We start from the raw sequence: 17,965 nt of genomic DNA on the forward strand, positions 1-17,965 counted from the left end.
GACGAACACTAGTTTGTGCCGTCGAAGTTCCATGCCTCGATGTCGCGGTAGTGGATCGGCCCGGGGCCGCGGCCTACGTTGCTGCCGACCAGGTGCAGGCGTGCGGCCGGCCACCGGCGCCCGGTGAACGCGGCCAGCCCGGTGGCGATTTCCGTGACGCTGGACCGGTCGCCGCGGCCGGACCGCGCCAGGGTCAGGTGGGGGCGCAGCGGTCGCTCCTCGAAGGGCACTCCGCAGGCCCTGACCACGTCACGGACCTCGGAGGCGAGCCGGTGCAGTCCTTCGAGCTCCCCGTCGATCCCGGTCCACAGCACCCGTTCGTCGAAGTGCCCGCCGCCGCGCATGGCCAGTTCCAGCGGGCGGCGCGTCGCCGCGAGGCCCGCGAGCGGCGGCCGCAGGAGCTCGGGCGCCGCTACGGGGAGCTCGCCGAGGAAGGCCAGGGTGATGTGCCAGTCCTCGATGCGGTTCCAGCGCATGTGCGGGTGCGTCTCGTAGGCGGGCCGCAGTTCCCGGGCCAGCTCCTCCTTCGCGTCGTCGGGCGGGGCGAGCGCTATGAAGACGCGGGTGGTCGCGGGCCGGATCTGTTCGTTCACGAAGGAATTCGTACACCATCGGCCACGGGACCCGGCACCACACCACGGCCCGGCCGCACCGCACCACGGCCCGGCGGGCCCGCATGCGTGCCGTGCCGGGCCGTGCCACGCTGGTCAGGTGCCCCCGGGTCCGGGGAGACGACAGCCGCGACGAACGGAGCGCGCTGTGGGACATCCGATCCGCGGTGCGGCGCGGTGGCGGCGTAGGGCCGCCGGCTGCGCCGCGCTGCTGTTGGTGACGCTCGCCATGAGTACGGGTGCCCGTGCGGCCCCGTCGCCCCCGCCCTCCCCGTCGCCCTTCCCGACCGGCGTGGGGGACCCGGGCCGCCTCGACCCGCGCATCACGGAGATCATGGGCAAGCCGGAGTACCGCCATGCCCAGTGGGGTCTCCTGCAGAGCGAACCGGACGGCGGGCGGGTGGAGCACAGCCTGTTCCCCGGACAGTTCTTCATACCCGGTTCCACCGCGAAGCTGTTCCCCGTCTCCGGCACCTGGCGCACCCTCGGCACGGACCACCGCTTCGTGACCCCCCTCTACGCGGTCGGGGAGCGCAAGGGGGCCACGCTCACCGGGGACCTCGACCTCGTGGCCCAGGGCGACCTCACCCTCGGCGGCCGGACCCGCGCCGACGGCACGGTCGCGTACACCGACCTCGACCACACCTACGCCAACGACTTCCCCGGAGCGACGCTCACCCCGCAGAACCCGCTCGCCGGAATCGACCAACTGGCCCGGCAGGTCCACGACTCCGGCATCACCCGCGTCGAAGGCGACGTGCTCGTCGACAGCCGGCTCTTCGCCTCCGACCCGATCCTCGACCCCACCCCGACACCGCTGATCGTCAACGACAACCTCATCGACCTGCTGACCACGCCCGGGGCCGGGCCGGGCGCGAAGGCCCGGATCGACTGGCGGCCCAAGGTCGCGCCGTACCAGGTCACCTCCACCGTGAAGACCGTCGCGGCCGGCAAACCGGCCGCGGTCACGGTGACGGCCACCGACGGCGGCACCCGGATCCAGCTGTCCGGCACGATCGCCGCGGACGCCCAGCCGCTGCTGCGCACCTCCCCGATCACGGATCCGTCCGCCTTCGGCCGCACCGCGCTCATCGAGGCGCTCGGCCGGGCCGGGGTGCAGGTCACCGCCGCCGCGACGGGACCCAACCGGGCCGACCGGCTGCCGCAGGACTACGCGGGCCGCCCGCGGGTGGCGGAGTACACCTCACCGCCGTACGAGCAGTACGCCAAGCTGATCCTCAAGGTCAGTCACAACCTGGGCGCCAACCTGGGCATCTGCCTGATGGCCGTCACCACCGGCAGCCACCAGTGCGCCGACGGGTTCCCGGTGCTGGCCGCCTTCCTCGACCGGGCGGGCGTCGACCGCGATCAGGTCCAGCTCATGGACGGCCGGGGCGGCAACCCCGCCGACCGGTCGACGCCCCAGGCGCTGGTGCAGATGCTGGCCTACTGGCAGCGCACCCCGGACGCGCGGCTCTTCCGGGAGGCCCTGCCCGTCCTCGGGGTCGACGGTCTGCTGGCCGACAACTGCCGGAGCTGCCCGGCGCGCGGGAAGGTGTTCGGGAAGACCGGCGCGGCCGTCGGAGGGGACTCCCTGAACGACCGGCTGGCCGTCGGCGCCATCACCATCGCCGGCTACCTCGACAAGGGCGGTGGCCGCTTCGACACCTTCTTCGCCGGGGTCAACGGGGCGTCCACACCGACCGCGAACCCCGACGACATCCTGTCCATCGCCAATGACCTGGCCCTGATCGCCGCCTACCTCCAGGAGGCGCAGGAGGCGCACTGAGCCTGCGGTGATTGCTTTCCTAGGGGGCCTAGGTTAAAACTAGGGACCCTAGGAACGGTGGAGGGCACATGGTGCGGGCAGGGCTGACGGCGGAGCGGGTGACGCTCGCGGGCGCCGAACTGGCGGACGAGGTCGGACTCGACCGCGTGACCATGTCGCAGGTGGCGCGGCGGCTGGGTGTGAAGGACGCGAGCCTCTACGCCCACGTGCGCAACCTGGAGGACCTTCGCGGCAGGATCGCGCTGCTGGCGGCGGACGAGAAGACCATCCGCATCGCGGAGGCCACCGCCGGCCGGGCGGGCAAGGACGCGCTCCTCGCGTTCGCCCACGCCTGGCGGGAGTACGCACACCAGTACCCCGGCCGCTACGCGGCGACGCAGGCCGCGATCCGCATCGACCCCGAACTGGCCGCCCGGGCACCCGGACCACGGCGCGCGGTCGAGCTGACCTACGGAATGCTGCGCGGTTACGGACTGGCCGAGCCCGACCTCACCGACGCGGTCCGGTTGCTGCGCAGCACCTTCCACGGGTTCGTCGCCCTGGAAGCCGCGGGTGGCTTCGCGCACGCGCGCCCGGCCCAGGACTCGTGGATCCGCGCCCTCGACGCCCTGCACACCCTCCTGGAGCACTGGCCCCCGCTCCCTCCCGAAGAAGGAGTCTCCTCATGACCACCCCGACCGTCGGCAGCCTGCGCGTGAACGGGGCGACCCTGCACTACGAAGTGCGGGGCCGGGGCCCGCTCCTGCTGCTGATCCCCGGAGGGACGGGCGGCGCGGCCGCCTTCGACGACGTGGCCGAGGAGCTGGCCGCCGAGTACACGGTGGCGACCTACGACCCGCGCGGCATCGCCCGCAGCCCGCTGGACGATACCGAGGCCGAACAGCGGGTGGCCGAGCACGCCGACGACGCCTTGCGCCTGCTGGAACTGCTGTCGCCCGGCGAACCGGCCCGGGTGTTCGCCGCCAGCTCCGGGGCGATCGCCGCCGTGCACCTGCTCACCACGCATCCCGGCCGCGTCGAACGCCTCGTAGCGCACGAACCCCCGCTGGTGGAGGTCCTCCCGGACGCCGCCCGGCACCGGGCGTTCCTCGCGCGCGTGCAGGAGACGCTGCGCACCCAGGGGCTCATGCCCGCCCTCGGGGTGTTCGCCGCCGGCCTGAAGGCGGCCGGCGACACCGGCGGGCCGGAGCCGGAGCTCTCGCCCGAGCCCGAGCCCGAGCCCGAGCCCGAGCCCGAGCCCGAGTCCGAGCTGCGGCTTCCGCCCCGGGCCGCGGCGCGGGCCGAGCGGACGATGGCGGGCCTGCCGTACTTCGTCGGCCGCATCGTGCCCGCCTTCATGTCCTACACCCCGGACCTGCACCGGCTCCAGGCGCTGCCGGAGCGCCTCGTGCTCGCCGGCGGCCAGGACTCGCGCGGCGAACTGCCTTACCGTTCGGCCGAGTTCCTGGCCGAGCGCCTCGGCACGCAACTCCTGCACTTCCCCGGCGGACACACGGGCCTGACCACGCACCCCGCCGAGTTCGCCGAACTCCTCCGCAAGGCCCTGCGGGGGTGAGCCCCGCCGGAGGGTGCGGTCCGTCGCGGTGCGGACCGCGGACTCACCAGGCGACGGGCAGCGATTCGAGGCCCAGGACCACGGCGGTGTGGCGTACGCGGATGTCCTGCGGCGGGCACGCCGGCCGGAGGTCCGGGAAGGCGCGGAGCAGTTCGGTGAGCGCGATCTGGAGTTCGAGGCGGGCCAGCGTCTGGCCGATGCACTGGTGCATCCCGTAGCCGAACGCCACATGGCCCCGTACCTCGCGGCGGATGTCGAGGTCGCCGGGTGAGGTGAGGAAGCGCTCGTCCCGGTTGGCACGCTTGACCCCGAGGACGACGCCCTCGCCCGCCCGGACTGTCTGCCCGCCGGGGAGCGGTACGTCGGCGACGGCGACCCGGGCCAGCGCGGTCCGTACGATCGAGTGGTAGCGCAGGAGTTCCTCGACCGCGGACTTCACGAGAGAGGGGTCCTCGCGCAGCGCGCGCAGCTGGTCGGGGTGCTCGAAGAGCGTCAGCACGCTCAGCCCGAGCTGGTTCGCGGTCGTCTCGTGCCCGGCGAGCAGGAGCAGCCGGGCCATCGCGACGACCTCCTCGTCCGTCATGTCGGCCGCCTCCTGCTGCTGGACGGCGGTGCTGAGCAGGTCGTCCGCGGGGTCCGTCCGGCGTTTGAGGGCCAGGGTGCGGATGTAGTCACCGAGCGCCATGAGCGCGGCCGTGGCCTGCTCGGGGGTGCTGTCGATGCTGAGCATCAGCCGGCTGTTCTCCTGGAACACCTCGTGGTCCTCGTAGGGCACCCCGAGGAGCTGGCAGATCACCAGCGACGGCAGGGGGAGCGCCAGCCGGGCGATGAGGTCGGCGGGCGGACCGGCCTCCCGCATGCCCTCGATGAGCCGTCGGGTCGCCTCCCGGATGCCCGGACGCATCCGCTCGATGCGCCGCATGGTGAACGACGGGGTCAGGACGCGCCGTACCGCGCCGTGCCGCGGGGCGTCCATCCGCAGGAACGACATGGCTCCGGGCGCCGGCGGCGCCGGGAGCATCCGGGGGTATCCGGGAAGCTGGTCGTCGGCGGAGAACCGCGGGTCCGTCAGGACCGCCCGCACCTCGTCGTAGTCGCTGACCAGCCACGCGCGCGTCCCGTCGGGCAGGTCGACCAGGCGCGCGGTCGCATCGGCGAGGGACATCTGCTCCAGGATCGGTATGAAGGTGGTGGACGTGCTGCTGTCTTCCACATTTCCTCCTGCTGGGAGGTGCGAGGGGTGCCCCGGATTCTCGTTCCGGCGGGCCCGCTGACAGCCAAGCAGAGGCGGGATGAGGCGTGAAGCGGGCCGCGGGGGCGCATGAGGGATGCCCGCGTACGCACGTGTGCGCCCCCGCGGCTCCTTCGCCGCCGGCCCTCGATACCAGAGCTTGACATTCCGTCTGCCGTTGTCGCTTCGATACGTGTTCGCAATGGCTTCGACAGCTCCAACAGCCCTTCCCAAGCGTCCAATTCAACACCTACGACGCTTCAAGGGAGCAGCTGTGACGTCTCATCAGGACCGCACTCCTCGCATTCCCCACCCGGCCCGGAGAAGAAGGCACGGCCGGCTGATCGCCGCGCTCGCCGCCACCGGCCTGCTGTTGACCGGTTGCGGATACAGCGGCGGTTCCAAGGGAAGCTCCAACGGGGCCTCCGCCAACCGCGGCTGGAACGGAACCGACGCGAAACCGAGACCCGTTGCACCCTCCCCGGGCGGCAGCGCCGAGGGGGAGTCCGACGGGCGGCGCGCCAGCGCCCCGCCCGCCGACTACCTCTCCACCTTCGGGCTCGACGTGGACACCGCCAGCTACGGCTACGCCCGCCGCACGCTCGCCGACGGCCACCTGCCCGACCCCGCGACCATCCGCCCCGAGGAGTTCGTCAACAGCTTCCGGCAGGACTACCAGGAGCCCGACGGCGACGGCTTCTCGGTCACCGTCGACGGCGCCCGGACCACCGACGCCGACTGGTCCCTGGTCCGCGTGGGCCTCGCCACCCGCGGCTCCGGGCAGGGTGCGGACGGCGCGGAGCGCCGCGCACCCGCCGCCCTCACCTTCGTCGTGGACGTCTCCGGCTCCATGGCGGAGCCCGGCCGCCTCGACCTCGTACGCACCTCCATGAACCTGATGACCGACCAGCTGCACGACGAAGACTCGGTCGCCGTCGTCACCTTCAGCGGCAAGGCCCGGACCCGGCTCGCGATGACCCCCGTCGCCGGCAACCGCGAACAGATCCACAAGATCGTCGACGGGCTGCGCACCGACGATTCCACCAACGTGGAGGCGGGCATCACCCTCGGATACGACGAGGCGGTCAAGGCCCTGCGGCCCGGCGCCACCAACCGGGTCGTCCTGCTCTCCGACGGCCTCGCCAACACCGGCGCCACCACCGCCGATGCCATCCTCAAGCGGATCTCCGGCGCCCGCACCGAGCACGGGATCACCCTGTACGGCGTGGGCGTGGGCAGCCAGTACAACGACGCCTTCATGGAACAGCTCGCCGACAAGGGAGACGGCCACACCACCTACGTCTCCGACAGGGAAGGCGCCCGCAAGGTCTTCTGCGAAGAACTCCCCGCACAGATCGAACTGCGGGCCCGCGACGCCAAGGCGCAGGTCTCCTTCGACCCGCAGACCGTCGAGCGGTTCCGGCTGATCGGCTACGACAACCGCAAGGTCGACGACCAGGACTTCCGCAACGACGCGGTGGACGGCGGCGAGGTCGGCCCCGGTCACACGGTGACCGCCCTGTACGCGGTCCGGTTGCGCCCCGGCGCGACCGGCCACGTGGCGACGGCCACCGTGCGCTGGCTGGACCCGAACACCCGGGCCCCGCACGAGCGGTCCGGCGAGGTGGAGGAGAGCGCGCTCCGGGGCGACCTGTGGACCCAGGCCCCGCCGCGCCTCCAGATCACGGCGGTGGCGGCCTACTTCGCCTCGGCGCTGCGGGAGCGCGACGGCGGCTGGGAGCGGGTACCGGGCTCCGTCTCCCTGGACCAGCTCGCCGGTCACGCGCAGCGGCTGGCGGACCGCACGGAGGACTCCGCCGTGCGGGAACTGTCGGATGCGATCCGGCAGGCCGGTCAACTGAACCGATGACGCCCCCGACGGGGCCGGCCGGCTCGGCCCGGCCCCGTTCGGCACGGTCCGCCCTCCGAGGCCCGGACGGCGGGTCGTAGGCTGAGGGTCCGGCGGATCTCCGCGCCGCCGGACCCCGGTGAAAGGACCAGGTCATGAGCGCCAAGGCCCGCAAGCTCTTCGACGCGCTGGATCTCAACAGCGACGGCGTCCTGACGCGCGCCGAGGTGATCAGCGCCCTGCGGAAGAAGGGACCCACCCTCGCCGCCGCGGGCGACCTGCCCTTCTGGGGCGTGGGCGACGCGGACGCCTCCTCGGCCCTCTTCGACCAGGCCAACCTGGACGGTGACGGGGTCCTGACCTTCGAGGAGTTCGAGCGCGAGGTCGACCGCCGCTTCGGCTGGTAGCCGACCCGCCGGGGGGCACCGAGCACTCAGCAGGTGGCCGCGCCGAACCACTCGGGCAGCCGGCCGAGCAGGTCCTGCTGGTCCTCGCCGGCCCAGACCACGTGGCCGTCCGGCCGCAGGAGCACCGCGGGCACGTCCAGTTCCCCGCTGACGTCGACCACGTGGTCGACCCGGTCCTCCCAGCCCGCCACCGAGAGTCGGCCCGTCTGGTCGAGCAGCAGTCCCCGGCCCTCGCGCATCAGCTCGTACAGGCGACCCCGCTTGAGCTCGATGTCCCGCAACCGCCGCCCGAGCAGCTCGTGGCCCTCGCCGAAGTCGTAGCGGATCCCGATCGCGATGATCTTCTCGATCAGGTGCCGGTTCACGTCCTCGAAGTCCAGCAGTTCCGACACCAGTCGGCGGACCGCCTGGGCGCCCGGTTCGAGGGACATCAACTGCATCTGCGCACGGGTGTTGTCCAGCACGTCGGCGGCCACCGCGCGCCGTTCGGTCTGATAGCTGTCCAGCAGCCCCTCCGGAGCCCAGCCGCGCACCTGGGCGGCGAGCTTCCACCCGAGGTTGAACGCGTCCTGGACGCCGAGGTTGAGCCCCTGCCCGCCGACCGGCGGGTGGACGTGCGCCGCGTCGCCGGCCAGCAGTACCCGGCCGTCCCGGTAGCGCTCCGCCAGCCGGGTGGCATCGCCGAAGCGGGACAGCCAGCGCGGCGAGTGGGCGCCGAAGTCCGTGCCGGCCACCTCCCGCAGCTGCTGTTTCAGTTCCTCCAGGGTCGGCGGGACCCTGGGGTCCTCGGCCAACCCGGCGGCGGGTGCCACCACGCGGTACACCCCGTCCCCGAAGGGGATCGCGCCGAACAGCAGCCGGGTCTTGCGGACTTCGGCCACCACGGCGCCGACCGTCTCCGGCGGCGCGTCCAGCGCCACCTCGCCCAGCAGCGTTTCGACCCTGGTGGGCTCGCCGGGGAAGCCGATGCCGAGCTGCTTGCGCACCGTGCTGCGGCCGCCGTCGCAGCCGACGAGGTAGCGCGAGCGCAGCTCGGTACCGTCGGCCAGCTCGGCCGTCACCCCGTGTTCGTCCTGGCTCAGCCCGACCAGCGCGAGACCGCGCCGGATCTCGGCACCGAGCTCCACGGCGCGCTCCGTCAGCAGGCGGTCGACGGTGGGCTGCGGGATGCTGAGGACGTAGGGATGCGCGGTGTCGAGCCCCTCCGGCGAAGGACTGGGGATGCCGGCGAAGAACCCGCCGACCGGATACTGCCGGCCCAGCGGGAGGAACCGCTCCAGCAGACCGCGCTGGTCCGTCACCTCGATGCTGCGCGAGTGCAGTCCGAGAGCGCGCACGACCTCGGTCGGCTCCGATTCCCTGTCCACCACGACCACGTGGACTCCGTGCAGCCGCAATTCGGCGGCCAGCATCATGCCGGTCGGGCCTGCGCCGACAATCATCACGTCAATCAAGAAAACCGCCCCGAATGCCTCAGATTTTGTGCTGGACGGAGAGTTTGCGGCATCAAGGGGGCCTTGTCGCAAGGCCCCCCGTGCGCTATATGTTGAGGAGGGCAAGGAGCGGTAGATCTCCTTGCCTTTGTTGTTTGTCTCAAGGCCTCCTTTGCCTCAAGGCGTGGAGAACGCCTGCCTCGGCACATTCACACGTCGCGGTTCCGTACGACGGCCACGGCGAGGGCGACGGCGATCAGCGGCCAGAGCGCGAACACGATCCAGCAGCCGGGAAGCGTGGCGCTGTAGCCCAGGGAATCGGGATCCGGCTCCCAGGTCTGGACGAGGCGGGTCCAGGCGGCCGAGACCATCGTGTGCTTGATGTCGGCCGACCAGCGGTTGCTCTCCGAGAACATGGTGGGCAGCATCAGCAGGGCGAAGACGGCGGTGAGCACGGTCCCTGCGGCATGCCGGAGCAGGACGCCGAGGCCCAGGCCGGTCAGGGCGCACACCGGAGCCAGCAGGGCCGACGCCACCAGCGGTCGGAACACATCGGGATGGGTGAGCGGAACCGCGGCGTCGTGCCCGTTCAGGACGGCCTGGGAGACGAAGAAGGATCCGAGGGCGGCGACCGTGCCGACCGCGGTCCACAGCACGGCGGTGACGACCGCCTTGGCCAGCACCACCGCACCGCGGTCGGGGACGGCAGCGAAGGTGGTGCGGATCAGCCCGCTGCCGTACTCGCTCACCACGGCGAGGGCGCCCATGGTTCCGGCGACGAGGATCAGCGTCATGCAGCCGGGCGAGGAGAAGGAGTCGTAGGCCAGGAAACTGCCGGGTTCGGATCCCGCGGCCTTGTCGGAGAGCGAAGCCACGGCGGCGGACCCGATGACGAACAAGGTGGTGAACGCCAGGACCCACGGGGTGGAGCGCAGGGACCGCGTCTTGATCCACTCGGAGGCGATCAGATCGCGGAAGCGGGCGGGCGGCTCGGCGGGGGAGGCGGCCTGGGCGGTCGCATCGGTCGCGGGGGCGGAGGCGAGTGTGGTCATCGGGGCTGTCCTGCCTGGTATTCGACGCTGTCGGCGGTGAGTTGCATGAAGGCCTCTTCCAACGAGGCTGCTCGGGTGGTGAGTTCGCTGAGCAGGATCCCGTTCTCGAAGGCGAGCGCGGCGATCCGCTCAGACGGGAGTCCGGTCACGGCGAGCTTCTCGGTGCCCGCCGATCCCTCCGGCTCGACCGACGCCCCGGCAGCGCTCAGCACCGCCGTCAGCTCGGCAGCCTGCCGCGTGCCCACCACCACACCGAGAGTGGTGCTGCGGGCCGCGAACTCCCGTACCGACTCGGCTGCGATGAGCCTGCCCCGGCCGATGACCACGAGCTGGTCGGCGGTGTTCTCCATCTCCGACATCAGGTGGCTGGAGAGGAAGACGGTGCGGCCCTCGGCCGCCAGCCGCCGGAAGAGGCGGCGCATCCAGAGCACGCCCTCCGGGTCCATGCCGTTGACCGGCTCGTCGAACATCAGCACCGGCGGGTCGCCGAGCAGTGCGGTGGCCACCCCCAGCCGCTGCTTCATGCCGAGCGAGAACCCGCCGATGCGGCGGCCCGCCACCTCGGCCAGGCCCACCTCGTGCAGCACCTCCGACACCCGGCGCGGGGAGATCCCGTTGCTGCGCGCCAGGGCCGACAGGTGGGCCGTGGCGGTGCGTCCGCCGTGGACCTGGCCGGCGTCGAGGAGGGCGCCGACGTGCCGCAGGCCGCGGGAGTGGCTGCGGAAGGGGACCCCGCCGACGGTGGCGGCGCCGCCGGTGGGCGCCTCCAGGCCGAGGATCATCCTCAACGTGGTGGACTTGCCCGCCCCGTTGGGGCCGAGGAAACCGGTGACCTGGCCCGGCCGCACGGTGAAGGACAGCTGGTCGACGGCGGTCTTGCCGCCGTAGCGCTTGGTGAGTTCCTGTACTTCGATCATGTGGACAACACTGCCGGGAGGGCCCCGGCCGGTCATGGGGCCGTGGTCGGCAATCGCGGGGCCCGGTTAGCCCGTGGGCGTAAGCCCCCGGGACGACGCCGCGGGGCCGGTGGCTGGATAGTGTCGCGGGATGGATGCCATACCGACCACCCCGCGGCCCGCCCGCACCGTTCCTCGCGAGAGGGTGCACCTGCGATGACGAGAACCAACCTCACCGCCTGGGCAGGGGGCGTCCTCTACGTCTTGGCGCTGGCCCTGCTCGTAGGAGGCGCGCCGCGGGCTTCGGGCATGCTCCACGGCATCGGAGCCCTGCTGGCGGCGAGCCTGCTCCTCGGCCTCCTGCGCCGCGCGCCGGCCTCGGCCCTGGTCCTCCTGCTCCTCGGATCCACCGCCGTGGTGGCCGGTCCCCCGAGCTCCGCCCCCGTGGACCTGTCCGCCTCCTACCAGGGCCAGTTCCTGCCGTTCCTGGCGGTGGACCTCGTCCTCGGCCTCATCGTCGCCACCCGCGCACGGCGGGCCTCGACCGTCGCCGTGGCCGCCTCCCTCCTCGTCCAGGTGCTCCTCGTCGGCAGCTTCGCACACGGCGACGGCCTGACCGCCAACCTCGTCATCGCCGTCCTGGCGGTGGCCGCGGCCTGCACGGCCGGTCTGCTGATCCGCGAGCGCCGCGAGCACGCGGTGGCGCTGCGCGCACAGGAGGTCGCCGAGGCGGTCGTCGCCGAACGGCTGCGGATCGCACGGGAGTTGCACGACATGGTCGCGCACAGCATCGGCATCATCGCCATCCAGGCCGGGGTGGGCAGCCGGGTCATCCGGACCCAGCCCGAGGAGGCCGGGGAAGCGCTGCGCGCCATCGAAGCCACCAGCAGGGAGACCCTGGCCGGCCTCCGGCGGACCCTGATGGCGCTGCGCCGGGCCGACCCGGACGCCGAGGACCCGGGGCGGGCACCGCTCGCGCCCTCGCCCGGTCTGGCGGACCTCGACCGGCTGGCGGCGGCGACGGCGGACGCCGGCGTCAGCGTCGACGTGCACCGCAGCGGGGAACAGCGCCCGCTGCCGGCCGAGATCGACCTGTCGGCCTACCGTATCGTCCAGGAGGCGCTGACCAACGTGGTCCGCCACGCGGGCACCGGGCTCTGCCGGGTGGCCATCGAGTACGGGGACCGGGAACTGTCCGTGGAGATCGTCGACGACGGGCGCGGTGCCACCGAGCACGGCCCGGCCCACGGCTTCGGCATCGTCGGCATGCGCGAGCGGGTCGCCCTGCTGCACGGCCGGCTCACCACCGGGACGCGCCCCGAAGGCGGCTTCCGGGTGGCGGCCAAGCTGCCCCTGCCCGCGCCCGCGCCCGCAGCCGTTTCAGTGGAGGCCCGATGACCATCCGGATCGTACTCGCCGACGACCAGCCACTGGTGCGCTCCGGCATGCGCGTGCTCATGTCCGACCACCCCGACCTGGAAGTCGTCGGCGAGGCCGCCAACGGCTCCGAGGCGGTCCGGCTCGTCGCCGAACTCGACCCCGACGTCGTCGTGATGGACATCCGGATGCCCGAAATGGACGGCATAGAGGCCACCCGCCTGATCACCGCCGGTCCGGCGACGGCCCGCGTCCTCGTCCTGACCACCTTCGACGAGGACGACCACGTCTACGGTGCGCTGCGCGCCGGCGCGAGCGGCTTCGTGGTCAAGGACATGGCCCTCGACGACATCCTCGCGGCGGTCCGCGTGGTCGCCGCCGGGGACGCACTGATCGCGCCGGGGGTGACGCGCCGCCTGATCGCGGAGTTCGCCGGACGGCCCGCGGCCGCCCCGGAGCGCACCCCGCGGACGGTCGAGGGCATCACCGAGCGGGAACGCGAGGTACTGGCCCTCGTGGGACGCGGCCGGTCGAACACCGAGATCGCCGAGGACCTCTTCATCTCGGTGGCCACCGCCAAGTCCCACGTGTCGCGGCTGCTCACCAAACTGAACGCCCGGGACCGGGTCCAGCTCGTGATCACCGCCTACGAGGCGGGGCTGGTCACGCTGCCCCGCTGACGGTGCTCCCGGCCCCCGGCTCCCGCTCGTGCTCGGCCCCCTCGTCACGGCGCGGGAGCAGCAGCGGGGTCGCCAGGATGAGCAGACCGGCGATCGCGATCGGTGTTCACGAACAGCGGGCGCAGCGCGGAGTCGGCCAGGATGTAGCGCCATCCTGCGAACAGGTCCCCGGCCCGCAGCCGCGGCCGCGCTCCGGCGGGAGCGGGATCCGGCTCGGGGGCGCCGCCGATCGCCCGGATCCCCACGGCCGAGAGCAGGTAGCTCACCGCGTTGGCGACCACGGTCGTCACCGGGCCCAGTACCGCGATCGCTGCCCCGCCGAGCGGGGGACCGAGCAGGGTAGCGGTCCAGGTCGTGGACTCGAACCGCCCGTTCGCGACGATCAGGTCCTGGGGCGGGACGAGCGCCTTCACGCAGGCGCCGCTGGCCGCGGTGAAGGCGATGTCGGCCGCGCCGACGACGACCGCCACGACCAGGAGCTGGGTGAAGCCCAGCAGGCCGAAGGCGAACGCCGCGGGCACGCTCATCAGCGCCGCGAAGCGGACCAGGTCCATCGCGAACATCACCGGCCGCTTGCGGCGGAACTCCACCCACGGGCCGAGCGGCAGCGCCACCACGGCGCCGACCGCCAGCCCCGCGGCCGCCAGGGCCGATACCTGGGTCGTTCCGGCGTGCAGGACGAGGATCGCGATCAGGGGGAACGCGTCGAAGGCGATCCAGGTACCGAGCGTGCTGACCGCGTACGCCGCCCAGAGCCACCCGAACTGCCGCCCCAGCGCACGTCCGCCCAACAAGCCCACCCTGTCCCGCCCTCTCTCGCGGACGCCCTCAACGCAGCACGGGGATCACATCCTGCGTCTCGTCCACCTCGACGCCCGTCGTGCGGCGGGTGAGCGGTTCGGGGGGCGTCTCGTCCGCACAGACCGTACCCCGTGCCGGCAGCGCCAGGGTGGCGAGGTAGTCGTCGACCAGGGCGCTGACACAGGCGCTCCGGTTGTAGCCGGTGTGTCCCTCGCCCGCGAAGGTCAGCAGCCGTCCGCTGTCCAGCGTCCCGGCCAGGGCCACCGCGTCCTGGTACGGGGTGTCCGGGTCCCCGGTCGTACCCAGGACCAGGATCGGGGCGGAACCGGCCGCCCGGTAGGAACCCTCGTAGCGGCTCGGACGCTCCGCCGGCCACTGGGCGCAGGTGGGCGCGTGGTTGTGGTCGTAGGTGGGCGGCCCGAGGCCGATGGGGGGTCCCAGCAGCGGAGCGGTGGCGACGTGGACGCCGACCACCGTGTCCAGGAGCAGTCGGCCGGTCGGGTAGACGCGGTCGGCGCACTCGACGGCCATGTTGACGTTGAGGAAGTCGAAGGACGCGGGCGAGGGCGGCGACAGCAGGAACGAACCCTGGTGTGCCTGGGCGGCCCGCAGGGCCTGCCCCAGATAGGGCCAGACCTCCTTGCCCGAGTTGATGTTGAACATCAGCCGGTAGGCGAGCGTGTAGCCGGTGGCCGGGCGTCCGCTCGCGGTGATCACGGGATCCGCGTCCAGCGCCCGCTTGAGCTGCTCGAAGGCCTCCCGCGGCCGGCCGTCACCGAATCCGCACGCGGTCGCGTTCTGCGCGCACCAGTCGAGGAACCGGCCGACCGCCGCGTCCAGGGCGACGAACTGCCCGCCGTCGTACGCGTACGGGACATCGGCGTAGCGACGCGGATCGTAGGCCCCGTCCAGCACCATGGCGCGCACGCGCCGGGGGAACTGCGCGGCGTAGACGGTGCCGACGTAGCTGCCGAAGGAGCGGCCGTAGAAGGTGAGCGTCTCCTCGCCCAGGGCCTGGCGCAGCAGGTCGAGGTCCTTGGCGTTCGACGCGGTGCCGATGAACGGCACGAGGTCCGCGGAGCGTTCCTTGCAGGCGGCGCCGAACTCCCGGCCCTGCCGGACGGTGGTCTGCAGGGCTCCCGGGCCCGGCACCCCGCGCGCGGCGTCCACGGCGGCGGAGTACTCGGCGTCGTTCCAGCACTCCACCTGTCCGCTGCGCTTCACGCCGCGCATGTCGTACCCGACGACGTCGAAGGAGTCGCGCAGGGAAGCCGGGAGCGCGCCGTAGCTGTTGCGGGCGAAGTCCACACCGGAGTTGCCGGGTCCGCCGGGGTGCAGGACCAGGACGCCGGTGCGGTGGGCCCGGTCCGCCGCGAGCCGCCGGGTGACCGCGAGCGGGATCGTACGCCCGGTGGGCCGGCGGTAGTCCAGCGGCACCTGGGCGGTCGCGCACTCGAAGCCGTCCCCGGGACCGCCGGGGTCCGCCCCGTCGCAGGCACCCCAGGACAGGGCGGGCACGGGCGGGGCGGCCGGGACCGCGGCCGTCGCGGCCCCGGGCGCGCCCCCGAGCAGCGCGGTGACCGCGATCAGAACGAGGGATATCCCCCAGGTCGTCCGCTTGCGGGGGTCATCGGCTAAACGGCTCTGCATGCGGTGGTCCTCCGTCATGGATGTGGCCGAACGTGCGACAACGTAACCACCGACCGCCGCACTTGTCGGCCCCCGGGGAGTTGATTTTCCGTACCACCAGGGGTGTACGCGCCCGGTCGGCGGCCCGGGTCGCAGGCCCGCACCGGCCTTCGTGGCGGAGGGTCAGGTCCAGCCCATCTCGGAGTACGCCCGGCCGTGGCCGATCGCCTCGATCGCGGTCCGGGTGTACGCGACGATCGGCTCGGGGAGCGCCGCCGGATCCCACCACGCCCACTCCAGGCACTTGTCGGGCTCCCGCAGTTCGGGCGTGCCCGACCAGGCGCGCGCCCGGAAGAACAGCTGGAGCCGGGGCTGCCCGTCGCCGCCCTCGTCGAGTACGTGCACCGTGTGGACGAGCTCGGCGTCCTCGGCCCGGATCGTCAGCCCGGCTTCCTCCTCGGCCTCCCTGACCAGGCAGGCGAGCGCCCCCTCCTGCTCGCAGTGGCCCGCGAGCAGGTGCCAGGTCCGCCCGGCGAACGGCAGGTCCGGGTGGCGCAGCCCGAGCAGGACCTTGCCGTCGGGCCGCTGGAGGTACAGGTGCACACCGATGACGTTGGGGCGGGCCCGGCCGCCACTTCGGGGAACGGGTACGGGTACGGGCGCGGCCGCGAGAGCCGGCGCGGGAGCGGTCCTCCGGTGCAGGGCGATGACCTCGGCCGTCCACGGGCACATGGTCAGCCACGCGGTGGTGGCCGCGTCGAACCAGCGGAACATGATCCCTTCGGGACAGGGAAGGGCGTCGGCGTCGCCGTCCCAGGCACCGAGGTAGACCTGGATCCGGTCCTTGCCCTGCCCGCCGGGGCCGTGCGCGTCGACGACGGTCAGCGGCTCCAGCGCGACCGTCAGGCCGGTCTCTTCGAGGAGTTCCCGCTCGACGGCCTGCCGGGAGGATTCCGAACCCTCACGGCCCCCGCCGGGGATCGACCAGGTGCCCGGGTCGCAGATGTGCGGCTTGTTGGCATCGCGCAGGTGCAACAGGTACTGCCCCCGGCCGTTCACCAGGAGGGCCGCGGTGCCGGTGGGTTCAGGGGCCACTGTTCGCTCCAGACGGGTGTGTCGGGGGTGCCGGTGCTCCGGCTGCGCGCCGGATCCGGCCCGTCAGAGGATCTTCGCAGAGCGGTGCGCGGTCAGTGCCCGGCGGACGGCAGGCGCACGCGGAACAGGGCTCCGCGGTCCGGCGTCGTCTCCAGTTCCAGTGCGCCCTCGTGCGCCCGGACCAGCGCGGAGGCGATCGCCAGCCCGAGGCCGGCGCCGCCGCCCGCCTGGCGGCTCCGGGAGGCGTCCACCCGGTAGAACCTCTCGAAGACCCGGGCGGCCTGCTCCGGAGTGAGACCCGGCCCGGAGTCGGCCACCTCGATCACCTCGTGGCCGCCCGAACTCCCCACCCCGATGCGTACCGGCGAACCCGTCGGCGTGTGGGCGACGGCGTTGCCGACCAGGTTGGCGACCACCTGGCGCAGCCGCGCCTCGTCGCCGTTGACCGGAGCGGGGCCGGGCAGGCCGACGCCGCCCGGACCGGTCAGCACCACCTCGCGGGTCGGATCCAGCGCCCGGGTGTCGTGCAGGGCGTCCACCGCCAGGGTGCGCAGGTCCATCGGAGCGATCTCCAGCGGGCGCTGCTCGTCCATGCGGACCAGCGTGAGCAGGTCCTCCACCAGGCCGCCGAGCCGCACCGCCTCGCTCTCGATCCGGGCCATGGTCCGTTTGACGTCCGCCTCGTCGGGAAGGGCGCCCATCCGGTACAGCTCGGCGAAGCCCCGGATCCCGGCCAGTGGCGTGCGCAGCTCGTGACTGGCGTCGGCGACGAAGCGCCGCATCTGCTCCTCGGACGCCGCGCGGGCCGCGAAGGCCGACTCGATCTGCGCGAGCATTCCGTTGAGCGCGCTGCTCAGCCTTCCGGTCTCGGTCCGCGGCGAAGCGTCCGGCATCCGGTGCGAGAGCGGTCGCCCGGCGGATATCTCCGCCGCCGTCTCCTCGATCCGCCGCAGCGGCCGCAGGCCCGCCCGTACGGCGAACCAGCCGGCCGCCGCGAGCAGCAGCGACACCACCACGCCGATCAGCCGGAAGGCGGTCGCCAGGTGGTCGAGGGTGGAGGTCACGTCGTCCAGCGGGGCCGCCACCACCACCCCGGTGGGCAGCGCGGGATCCTCGCTGCCCACCGGCACGATCAGCACCCACCAGGTGCCGTCACCGTGGTCGCTCCGAACCTCGAACGGCCGCCCCAGCCTGGCCCGTAGCCCCGCCGCATCCATCGCGGGCCACGACGGGCCCGGATCCCCGGCCGTGACGGGCTGGCGGTACTGGTCCGAGACCGTGCCGTCGGCATCGGCGAACGCCATCACGTACTGGCTCGGCAGCCAGGCCCGCCCGCCGCCCGCCCGCCCCGGATGCGGTTGCGGGATGCCCTCGGACCGGACCCGGTACGCCATCGAGTCCCCGAACCGTTCGAGCTGCTGGTCCACCCGCCCCACCAGCTGGGCGCGCACCGAACCGAGGACGACGGTGTCACTGACGGTCAGCCCCAGCGCGACCAGGACCATCGAGAGCACCACCAGCCGCGCGCGCAGGGACAGGCCCGCGAAGAAGCGCGCCATG

At 72.9% G+C, this 17,965-nt stretch carries 15 protein-coding genes and 1 pseudogene; 7 read left to right on the top strand and 9 right to left on the bottom strand.

Annotated elements, in window-relative coordinates:
- Positions 1 to 8: 8 nt before the first annotated feature.
- A complete protein-coding gene (thpR, locus tag OG490_RS34365) occupies positions 9 to 593 on the bottom strand; it encodes an RNA 2',3'-cyclic phosphodiesterase (protein WP_330300188.1) in 585 nt (194 codons plus the stop codon).
- A gap of 166 nt (positions 594 to 759) precedes the next feature.
- Between thpR and dacB the strand changes: the two genes are divergently transcribed.
- The 3 genes from dacB to OG490_RS34380 all read left to right on the top strand — a co-directional run bounded on the left by dacB (position 760) and on the right by OG490_RS34380 (position 3,955).
- Entirely contained in the window at positions 760 to 2,400 is a 1,641-nt protein-coding gene (gene dacB / locus OG490_RS34370; RefSeq protein ID WP_330300189.1) for a D-alanyl-D-alanine carboxypeptidase/D-alanyl-D-alanine endopeptidase, read from the top strand.
- Between the two features lie 68 nt (positions 2,401 to 2,468).
- Positions 2,469 to 3,068, top strand: a complete 600-nt coding sequence (locus OG490_RS34375; protein ID WP_330300190.1) for a TetR/AcrR family transcriptional regulator — start codon at positions 2,469 to 2,471, stop codon at positions 3,066 to 3,068.
- Complete coding sequence (locus OG490_RS34380) at positions 3,065 to 3,955, top strand: alpha/beta fold hydrolase (protein ID WP_330300191.1); 891 nt, start codon at positions 3,065 to 3,067, stop codon at positions 3,953 to 3,955. Before OG490_RS34375 ends, OG490_RS34380 begins: the two co-directional genes overlap by 4 nt.
- 43 nt (positions 3,956 to 3,998) lie before the next feature.
- Here the strand turns inward: OG490_RS34380 and OG490_RS34385 are convergent, their stop codons facing one another.
- Positions 3,999 to 5,168, bottom strand: a complete 1,170-nt coding sequence (locus OG490_RS34385) for a cytochrome P450 (RefSeq protein WP_330300192.1) — start codon at positions 5,166 to 5,168, stop codon at positions 3,999 to 4,001.
- A 220-nt stretch (positions 5,169 to 5,388) separates the two neighbouring features.
- Here OG490_RS34385 and OG490_RS34390 point away from each other — a divergent pair, with 220 nt between their 5' ends.
- The gene (locus tag OG490_RS34390) at positions 5,389 to 7,056 is read left to right on the top strand and encodes a YfbK domain-containing protein (protein ID WP_443065908.1); all 1,668 of its coding nucleotides are present in this window, start codon (positions 5,389 to 5,391) and stop codon (positions 7,054 to 7,056) included.
- Positions 7,057 to 7,190: 134 nt separating this feature from the next.
- A complete protein-coding gene (locus OG490_RS34395) occupies positions 7,191 to 7,442 on the top strand; it encodes an EF-hand domain-containing protein (RefSeq protein WP_330300193.1) in 252 nt (83 codons plus the stop codon).
- 26 nt (positions 7,443 to 7,468) lie between these two features.
- Here OG490_RS34395 and rox read toward each other — a convergent pair whose 3' ends face one another.
- The 3 genes from rox to OG490_RS34410 all read right to left on the bottom strand — a co-directional run bounded on the left by rox (position 7,469) and on the right by OG490_RS34410 (position 10,844).
- Entirely contained in the window at positions 7,469 to 8,896 is a 1,428-nt protein-coding gene (gene rox, locus OG490_RS34400) for a rifampin monooxygenase (RefSeq protein WP_330300194.1), read from the bottom strand.
- Between the two features lie 188 nt (positions 8,897 to 9,084).
- A complete protein-coding gene (locus tag OG490_RS34405) occupies positions 9,085 to 9,927 on the bottom strand; it encodes an ABC transporter permease (protein ID WP_330300195.1) in 843 nt (280 codons plus the stop codon).
- Entirely contained in the window at positions 9,924 to 10,844 is a 921-nt protein-coding gene (locus OG490_RS34410; RefSeq protein WP_330300196.1) for an ABC transporter ATP-binding protein, read from the bottom strand. The genes OG490_RS34405 and OG490_RS34410 overlap by 4 nt, the downstream gene beginning before the upstream one ends.
- A 195-nt stretch (positions 10,845 to 11,039) precedes the next feature.
- On the opposite strand from OG490_RS34410, the gene OG490_RS34415 reads away from it, so the two are divergent.
- Positions 11,040 to 12,221 (top strand): sensor histidine kinase, encoded by a 1,182-nt coding sequence (locus OG490_RS34415; protein ID WP_330300197.1) that lies wholly within the window; start codon positions 11,040 to 11,042, stop codon positions 12,219 to 12,221.
- Positions 12,218 to 12,880 carry a response regulator transcription factor gene (locus tag OG490_RS34420; RefSeq protein ID WP_330300198.1) on the top strand — a complete coding sequence of 221 codons (663 nt, stop codon included), beginning with the start codon at positions 12,218 to 12,220 and terminating at the stop codon, positions 12,878 to 12,880. The genes OG490_RS34415 and OG490_RS34420 overlap by 4 nt, the downstream gene beginning before the upstream one ends.
- A gap of 58 nt (positions 12,881 to 12,938) precedes the next feature.
- Here the strand turns inward: OG490_RS34420 and OG490_RS34425 are convergent.
- The 4 genes and pseudogenes from OG490_RS34425 to OG490_RS34440 all read right to left on the bottom strand — a co-directional run.
- Positions 12,939 to 13,674 (bottom strand): annotated as a pseudogene (locus tag OG490_RS34425) (MFS transporter); the annotation flags it as partial.
- Between the two features lie 34 nt (positions 13,675 to 13,708).
- Entirely contained in the window at positions 13,709 to 15,331 is a 1,623-nt protein-coding gene (locus tag OG490_RS34430; protein ID WP_330300199.1) for an alpha/beta hydrolase, read from the bottom strand.
- 162 nt (positions 15,332 to 15,493) lie between these two features.
- On the bottom strand, positions 15,494 to 16,405 hold the full coding sequence (locus tag OG490_RS34435) for an NUDIX hydrolase (RefSeq protein ID WP_330300200.1): 912 nt from the start codon (positions 16,403 to 16,405) through the stop codon (positions 15,494 to 15,496).
- 92 nt (positions 16,406 to 16,497) lie between these two features.
- The gene (locus tag OG490_RS34440; protein ID WP_330300201.1) at positions 16,498 to 17,964 is read right to left on the bottom strand and encodes a sensor histidine kinase; all 1,467 of its coding nucleotides are present in this window, start codon (positions 17,962 to 17,964) and stop codon (positions 16,498 to 16,500) included.
- Between the last annotated feature and the right edge of the window lies 1 nt (position 17,965).

The sequence above is a fragment of the Streptomyces sp. NBC_00503 genome (assembly GCF_036346895.1).
Classification (GTDB): Bacteria; Actinomycetota; Actinomycetes; order Streptomycetales; family Streptomycetaceae; genus Streptomyces.

Bases quoted from the DNA above. Each gene is read 5' to 3' on its own strand.
- OG490_RS34375 (WP_330300190.1), top strand. From the start codon at position 2,469: ATGGTGCGGGCAGGGCTGACGGCGGAGCGGGTGACGCTCGCGGGCGCC.
- OG490_RS34380 (WP_330300191.1), top strand. From the start codon at position 3,065: ATGACCACCCCGACCGTCGGCAGCCTGCGCGTGAACGGGGCGACCCTG.
- OG490_RS34390 (WP_443065908.1), top strand. From the start codon at position 5,389: ATGGCTTCGACAGCTCCAACAGCCCTTCCCAAGCGTCCAATTCAACAC.
- OG490_RS34395 (WP_330300193.1), top strand. From the start codon at position 7,191: ATGAGCGCCAAGGCCCGCAAGCTCTTCGACGCGCTGGATCTCAACAGC.
- OG490_RS34405 (WP_330300195.1), bottom strand. From the start codon at position 9,927: ATGACCACACTCGCCTCCGCCCCCGCGACCGATGCGACCGCCCAGGCC.
- OG490_RS34410 (WP_330300196.1), bottom strand. From the start codon at position 10,844: ATGATCGAAGTACAGGAACTCACCAAGCGCTACGGCGGCAAGACCGCC.
- OG490_RS34415 (WP_330300197.1), top strand. From the start codon at position 11,040: ATGACGAGAACCAACCTCACCGCCTGGGCAGGGGGCGTCCTCTACGTC.
- OG490_RS34420 (WP_330300198.1), top strand. From the start codon at position 12,218: ATGACCATCCGGATCGTACTCGCCGACGACCAGCCACTGGTGCGCTCC.
- OG490_RS34430 (WP_330300199.1), bottom strand. From the start codon at position 15,331: ATGCAGAGCCGTTTAGCCGATGACCCCCGCAAGCGGACGACCTGGGGG.
- OG490_RS34440 (WP_330300201.1), bottom strand. From the start codon at position 17,964: ATGGCGCGCTTCTTCGCGGGCCTGTCCCTGCGCGCGCGGCTGGTGGTG.